This is a genomic window from Amycolatopsis anabasis (assembly GCF_009765355.1).
Lineage (GTDB): Bacteria > Actinomycetota > Actinomycetes > Mycobacteriales > Pseudonocardiaceae > Amycolatopsis > Amycolatopsis anabasis.
Map to the genome: position 1 here is coordinate 1 of NZ_VTHK01000125.1, position 6,622 is coordinate 6,622.

Annotated in this window: 7 protein-coding genes and 1 pseudogene; 6 read left to right on the plus strand and 2 right to left on the minus strand. The window is 66.3% G+C overall.

Features of this window, described 5'->3' with window-relative positions:
• Window positions 1–231: 231 nt before the first annotated feature.
• The 6 genes and pseudogenes from FXO23_RS50045 (at window position 232) to FXO23_RS50070 (ending at window position 4,780) form a co-directional block, all read left to right on the plus strand.
• Window positions 232–369, plus strand: coding sequence for a lasso RiPP family leader peptide-containing protein (locus FXO23_RS50045; RefSeq protein ID WP_158896202.1), 138 nt, complete (start codon window positions 232–234; stop codon window positions 367–369).
• A gap of 27 nt (window positions 370–396) precedes the next feature.
• Entirely contained in the window at window positions 397–2,292 is a 1,896-nt protein-coding gene (locus tag FXO23_RS50050; RefSeq protein WP_218952439.1) for an asparagine synthase-related protein, read from the plus strand.
• A complete protein-coding gene (locus FXO23_RS50055; protein WP_158896204.1) occupies window positions 2,270–2,530 on the plus strand; it encodes a lasso peptide biosynthesis PqqD family chaperone in 261 nt (86 codons plus the stop codon). The genes FXO23_RS50050 and FXO23_RS50055 overlap by 23 nt, the downstream gene beginning before the upstream one ends.
• The gene (locus FXO23_RS50060) at window positions 2,527–2,964 is read left to right on the plus strand and encodes a lasso peptide biosynthesis B2 protein (protein WP_158896206.1); all 438 of its coding nucleotides are present in this window, start codon (window positions 2,527–2,529) and stop codon (window positions 2,962–2,964) included. Before FXO23_RS50055 ends, FXO23_RS50060 begins: the two co-directional genes overlap by 4 nt.
• A 191-nt stretch (window positions 2,965–3,155) precedes the next feature.
• Window positions 3,156–3,788 (plus strand): annotated as a pseudogene (locus tag FXO23_RS50065) (IS256 family transposase); the annotation flags it as partial.
• 242 nt (window positions 3,789–4,030) lie between these two features.
• A complete protein-coding gene (locus FXO23_RS50070) occupies window positions 4,031–4,780 on the plus strand; it encodes a DUF7019 family protein (protein ID WP_281356768.1) in 750 nt (249 codons plus the stop codon).
• An 838-nt stretch (window positions 4,781–5,618) separates the two neighbouring features.
• On the opposite strand, the gene FXO23_RS50075 is transcribed toward FXO23_RS50070, so the two are convergent.
• Window positions 5,619–6,044, minus strand: coding sequence for an SgcJ/EcaC family oxidoreductase (locus tag FXO23_RS50075; protein ID WP_158896210.1), 426 nt, complete (start codon window positions 6,042–6,044; stop codon window positions 5,619–5,621).
• Between the two features lie 16 nt (window positions 6,045–6,060).
• On the minus strand, window positions 6,061–6,543 hold the full coding sequence (locus tag FXO23_RS50080) for an SgcJ/EcaC family oxidoreductase (protein ID WP_425484992.1): 483 nt from the start codon (window positions 6,541–6,543) through the stop codon (window positions 6,061–6,063).
• Between the last annotated feature and the right edge of the window lie 79 nt (window positions 6,544–6,622).

The following is a 6,622-nucleotide window of genomic DNA, read 5'->3' on the forward strand; positions in this document are numbered from 1 at the left end:
CAGGCGGCGATGCGGCCAGTTCAATTCCTTGGTGTGCAACGGTTTGTGCGGCTTCGTGGGTGTGGTCGGTGCGGTTCTCGCGTGGGTGAGGGGTGTGCTGGTGCCGTGCGGGGTGGGGATGCTCGTTGGGGTGAGTGTGTGGTGCGGTGGGGTTTCTGGGGCACACAGTGGCTTGTGCACGGGTCGTGATCACCGGGATTGCGAACGTGACTGGTACGGAAGGAGTTTCTGATGCGCGAGGAGCAGAGCACGGTGGAGCCGTACGAGCCGCCGGCGTTGGTGGAGCTGGGTGTGTTCAGCGACGACACCCTCGGAATCGGCTTCACGAGGCCCGACATGGGCTGGCCGCGCGGCGTTTCTTCGAGTTGACGGTTTGACGTGAGGAGTGGATCACCTGTGTTGTCGCAGGGGTGGCTGGTGCTGCCGGATCGTGCGGATTCCCGGTCGTGGGTGCTGGCGATGTCGGCGGTGCTGGGCTCGCCCGAGGTGGTCCCGTACGCGTCGGGCCGTCCGTGGCTGGCGGGCCGCTGGGCTCCGGGCGAGCTGACGGTGGCCCGTGCCGGGTCGGTGCGGGTGGCGGTGATCGGGTCCCGTCCGGTGACCGCCACCCGCCTGACCGAGCTGATCGCGCGGGTGCGGCGGGTGGCCGACCTGGACACTCTCGTGCGCGGCCTGTCCGGTAGCGCACACGTGGTGGCCGAGGTGGACGGGGTGCTGCGGGTCCAGGGCAGCGGCCCGGCCGGGTTGCGGCGGGTGTTGCATACCCGCGTCGGCGACGCGGTCGTGGCTGGTGACCGCGCGGATGTGCTGGCCGCGGTCACCGGCGCCGACATCGACGAGCGGGTGCTGGCCGCCCGTGTGGCGTGTGGCGCGTTGGTGCCGCCCCCGCTGAACGACCTCCCTTTCTGGCACGGGATCCGGGCGGTGGCACCGGACCATTACCTCCGCATCGACCACCGCACCGGCACAGCCGAGGCGGTGCGGTGGTGGTGCCCTCCAGTCCCGGAACAATCGATGGCGGAGGGAGCGGGCGCGGTACGCGAAGCGCTGCGGACCGCCGTGGCCGCCCGGGTGTCCGGGGCGGGAAACGTGAGCGCGGACCTGTCCGGCGGGATGGACTCGACCTCGCTGTGCTTCCTGACCGCCGAAATCCAGCCGGAGGCGTTGCAGGTCACGTTCCGCTGGGCCGAATCCGACGCCAGCAACGACGACGGGGTCTACGCCGTCCACGCGGCCACGGCCCTGCCCACCACTATCGAGCACCTGGTGCTGCCCGCCGTGGGCCCGCCATGGGACTTCGACAACCCCAGCGACTTGGCCGACACGGAAACCCCGTTCCCGTTTGCCCGCGTTCAGGCACGCTTCCGCCATACCGCCGAATTCCTGACCGGTCGAGGAGCCCGGGTGCATCTGGCCGGGCAAGGTGGAGACGAACTGTTCGACGAGTTCCCCCACTACCTGCACGATTTGCTCCGCCGCCGCCCCTGGACCGCGCTCAAGCACATCCGCGGTTTTGGTGCGCTACTGCACTGGCCATTGCCCGCGGTCCTGGCCGCCCTGCACGACCCCCAGGACCTGCCCGGTTGGTGGCGTGCACAAGCCGATCAGCTCACCGCCCCGCCCCCGGCCCGGTATACACCCGACCTGGGCTGGGGACACCCATTGCGTGCCCAGACCTGGTCAACACCGACAGCGATCGACGCCACCCGAGACCTGCTGTATGAGCTCGCCGAACAAGCCAGCCCACTCGCGCCCCAACGGGGCCAGCACACCACCCTCGCGGTGCTGCGCATGGCCGGCTCCGGCTACCGGCAGATGCTACGGCTGTTCACTACCGGTGGCATCCAACTCGACATGCCCTTCCTGGACACTAGTGTCATCGAGGCCGCGCTGGCCGTGCGCGCCCACGAACGCCGCACCCCCTGGCGCTACAAACCCCTGCTGGCCGAGGCGATGCGCGGCATCCTGCCCGACACGATCGCGGGCCGGGCCACCAAAGGCCACTTCAGCGAAGACCTCCGCCTCGGCCTGAAAAGGAACCTGCCCGCGATCCTCGACCTGTTCACCGACTCCGCCCTCGCCGCGCACGGCCTCATCGACCCCGACGCCCTTCGCTCACGGCTGTTGGCACCGCAGGTAGACCACGCCACCACCTTCGCCCTGGAACACCTCCTCGGCGCCGAAACCTGGCTCCGCAACACCCACACCCCACCAACGCCGGTGCCGATCCCGGTGGCACGAACCGAAACCGCCGACAAGGGAAACGCCGATGAGCCCGCGCCTGCGCCCTGACATCGCCACCACCGACACCGAACACGGCATCGTCCTGCTCGACGGACGCACCGGCCGCTACTACCAACTCAACCCCACCGGCACCCGCATCCTGCACGCCCTCGAAGCCGGCCACACACCCGAACAGATCGCCACCCAACTCGCCGACCTGCACCACCTCGACCCCGACCAAGCGCGCCACGACGTCGAGGCGATCACCACCCACCTCCACACCGCCAACCTCCTGGAAAACCCATGACCAGCCCCGTCGCCCTCGCCCACCAGCAACACCTCCCCCTCCACCAACGGCTCCTGCCCCTGCTCGCCGTCGGCGCCGCCCGCGCGCTCGCCCGCCTCACCCCCGCCCGCCTGCAGCCCGTGCTCGAACTCGTGCGCCGCGGTGCCCGCCCCGCCACCCAGCAACAAGCCCAGACCGCACGAGACGCCGTGGTTGCGGTCAGCCTGCGCTGCGCCGGGCAACACTGCCTGCAACGCTCGCTGGCCGCCGCCCTGCACTGCCGCCTGCACGGCACCTGGCCCACCTGGTGCACCGGCGTCCGCGTCCACCCCTTCACCGCCCACGCCTGGATCCAAACCGACGACCAACCCATCGGCGAACCCTTCCCCGCAGGCCACTACCACCCCCTCCTCACCATCCCACCCACCACCACACCCCACGAACCCCGACGTTGACCAGCAAGACCACGCAACCGCGAGCACACACCCGAAAGCAGGCGGAAACCAGGGTGTTCCCCGATCACGCTCCTAACCACCCCGAAACCGCTCCCGCACATACCGATCAGCAACCGGCACCACCAGCAGATCCTCGTCGAGCACCGTCCAATACCGGTTGCCCGACGGCATCTGTACCTCGAACGTTCGCGGGTCTGTGGGCCGGCAGTGGCGGCGAGGGCGCCAAATTTTGGATGAGTGTCCTTGTCGACCTGAAAAACCGCGGGGTCACCGATGTCTTCTTCCTCGTCTGCGACGGACTGAAAGGGCTGCCGCAAGTTGTGGAGAACGTCTGGCCGGACACCATCGTTCAAACCTGCGTGGTCCATTTGATTCGTAATTCTTTTCGGCTCACCTCTAGGAAGTATGTCGACGCGCTCAAACGTGACCTCAAGGCGATCTGCACCGCGCCCGGTCCGGAGGCCGCCGAAGCCGCCTTGGAGGTGCTGGAGGAGAACTGGGGAGCGAAATACCCTGCGATGACTCGGCTGTGGCGCAACACCTGGACCGAATTCGTCCCTTTTCTGGACTACGACATCGAGATCAGGAGGATGATTTGTTCGACCAACGCGATTGAATCCCTCAACGCCCGCTACCGCCGCGCGGTGCGGGCCCGCGGGCACTTCCCGACCGAGGCGGCCGCGCTGAAGTGCCTGTATCTTGTGACCCGCAGCCTGGACCCCACCGGGACAGGGGCCGCACGATGGATGACGCGCTGGAAGCCAGTGGTGAACGCGTTCTCCGTCACCTTCGGTGATCGCTGGCCGGTCGCCGAGAGCTATTAACCAAAACCGCCGGAAACACCGTTTGTGTTACGGACCCGGTTTGACCCCCAGGTGGCCCCTTGCGGTGGACGGCCGCGTGTACTTCGGCAGAGGGAACACGATGTCTCCACCGTCGAACGTAAAGCGCTACCCACCTGGCGATCCGCTGAGACACTCTGGCTGGCGCGCCCCGGGCGTGCCGCACTTTGGATGAGCGATAGTGGAACCGAGACGACCGCACTCGCCGAATACCTGAGGTCTTTATGTTCCGTCGCCAGAGACCGCCGCTGCGCTACTTCGTCTACGTGTCCGACATCAAGCTGGACATGCTGTTCGAGCAAATCGACCCCGCGCAGCGACGACGCATCGCCGCCGAGGCCAAGGTCGACCTCAAGCTCGCCAGCCTCACCCTGCGTCGCGCCGAGCCGTCACCGGCGGCCCGGATGGCGAAACTGCGGGTCGTCGAGCGGTACATCGACGCTCACCATCTGGTGGGCACCACCGCGGCCCCCGGCCGGCAGTACTTCCGCGGTCGGCTCGACATGCAATGGGGCTTCCTCGCGCGAAACCAGGACGCGCAGCCCGAGGACCGCCTCCCCGTCGTCTTCTTCCGCGGCTGGCAAGGCCGCGATTTTGTCGCCCTGGCCGGCTCGCGCAGCCACGTGCTCGGCCAATACCCAGCCGATGACCGGGCCAACGCTGAGTTCGGGTTCTCCTCCGCGCCGAGCATCGTGGCCGTTCTCCGCGCGCACATCTCCGACCTGGAGGGAACGCCGCAGTATCCCGCCTGGGGCGAACGCGACGAGCGCACCCTCCAGACCGGAACGCCCCTCGAAGAGGAATATAGATGGCACCTCAGCAACGCCGCGTCGATTTTCCGCCTGGACGCCCCGTCGCAGCCCCTGGAATTCCTGGCGGTACCGCTGGGTGAAAGCCCGCAGGTCAGCCATCCCGGCGGCGGACATGGCCACGGCGTCTTAGGCACCCCGATCTACATCGCCCACGCGTATTGACGGGCAGCTACGTCGATACCCCGTGCGGTCACGACTCGCGAGCACCCCACAGCCAATTCACACCGTCATAGCCACGAGTCGTTCCGTACCGGGCCACCGGCGTCATCGCCAAGGGCACCGTCATCGCAGGGTTCTCGTCGGTCGCCTCACCTTTTCACATGATTTCCCCTGGCGATTCATCACCGTGCGTACGTAGTGGCTGGCCGACTGCCTCGGGTGGAAGAGGGGCCGGCCGTTCATAACGTGATCAGCGGCATGGTGGGCGCCACCGCCTGGATGGCACTTGTGCCATCCAGGGTGAGATTCATTGCGGTCGCTTGGTATTTGCCAGTCCGTTTTGGGTGGCGTTGGCGACATGCCGTGGAGGCTCCACCGAGCGCACGCTGAGCAGATGTATCCGTGCACTTGCCAGTACTCCTCCAGCCCATAAGCAGGCGACTCGAGCTGTCTCGGCTGCTGTTTGCCGATTTCGATCTGTCGGTCCGGAACATCATCTCTCAGCCTTTCCTGCTGAGCTTGAGAGCCCGAGCTTCTAAGAGCCTGAATCTGGGGGTGATCGTGCGGTATCTGAAGAAAAAGCGGCACCGGAGAGCGGTATTCGACCACGTTTCGCGCCGTCTCCGGGCTGATGTGACGCCCTCGACGACCGCCACGCGCAGCGCAATTCAGCACGGGACGAACGTTGTTCGGTCGCGCCCTCGAGTTCTTCTCCCGGATCACCGGAAAGTGACTGTGCCCGGGCAACGAACGGGAGATACGACGCTCCGCAGCGGAGACACGAGTTGCCGGAGGGTGTTACGGTAGCAGGATCGTCGTTGCCGTAACCGCTAGCTGACGGTTATGGGTCCACCACACCGGTGTTCTGGCAGGCGACCAGACGCCATTGTCCGTCCTCCTTGGACATGACGAAGAGGGGAGTGCCTTCACCTTCGTCCGCCGAGGGTTGACCGCTGGTGGTCGCATATAATTGGCGTACCTTGACGGCGGCGACGTCGCTTCGGATGAACAGCACGTGCACCACGTCAAAAGTCACCGTGAGACCCTGCATTCCGCCAGGGAGCACTTGCCGGGTGAAGGCTGATATCTCATCGCGACCAAAAAGGCGTTTGCCGCCGCTGGTCGTCCATATCGCATCGGCGCGGAACAAGTCGACGAACTCCTCGACGAGCTCGTTTCGCTGAGCATGCTGGATGGTGGCGACCACCTGCTTGATCGCCTCGATTTCAGCCGCGCGTGCGAGTTCGTCGGTTTCTGCCGGATTCATGGGAGTAGTCCTGCTTTCAGGCTTCGATGATCGGAGTGGTTTGCGCGGAGGCAATTCGCCACGCGTCGTCCTCCTTCGCCATCACGTAGACGAGGCGGCCTTTCAAGGGGAGGTTCGCGCCGGGATCGGACTTCGGCGCGGCGTCACGTTCATCCGACACGTGCTTGACGCAGCTGACGATTGCGACGCCGGGGTTCGCGAAGCGGATGTCCTCGACCTCGATCCTGGTGAGCACCTGTGCGAGTGGTGTTTCGAGTGCCTTCTTCATCGCCTCGTGGATGCTGTCCCTGCCGAGCACCTGGCGTCCCGCGATGTTGACGATGATCGCGTCGGCGGTGTGCAACGCGACGAACGGCTCGGGGTCGCCCTGATACCGCTCGGCGTCGTCCACCGTGCGCCGGATGGCGGCCGTGTCCGCCTCGCGTGACGCCGCCCGCTCACTCTGTCTCATGACTGTCTCCTCGAATCCCCAAGACGGAGCGAAACGCTCCGTTTGCATTCAACCTACTGCGGAGCGATTCGCTCCGCAAGGAGTACGATGATCGAGTGACGCAGCACGCCCGGAAAGCCCCGCGCCA

Excerpts from the sequence above, each read along its gene's own strand:
- FXO23_RS50045 (WP_158896202.1), top strand. The coding sequence starts at position 232 with ATGCGCGAGGAGCAGAGCACGGTGGAGCCGTACGAGCCGCCGGCGTTG.
- FXO23_RS50055 (WP_158896204.1), top strand. The coding sequence starts at position 2,270 with ATGAGCCCGCGCCTGCGCCCTGACATCGCCACCACCGACACCGAACAC.
- FXO23_RS50060 (WP_158896206.1), top strand. The coding sequence starts at position 2,527 with ATGACCAGCCCCGTCGCCCTCGCCCACCAGCAACACCTCCCCCTCCAC.
- FXO23_RS50070 (WP_281356768.1), top strand. The coding sequence starts at position 4,031 with ATGTTCCGTCGCCAGAGACCGCCGCTGCGCTACTTCGTCTACGTGTCC.
- FXO23_RS50075 (WP_158896210.1), bottom strand. The coding sequence starts at position 6,044 with ATGAATCCGGCAGAAACCGACGAACTCGCACGCGCGGCTGAAATCGAG.
- FXO23_RS50080 (WP_425484992.1), bottom strand. The coding sequence starts at position 6,543 with ATGCAAACGGAGCGTTTCGCTCCGTCTTGGGGATTCGAGGAGACAGTC.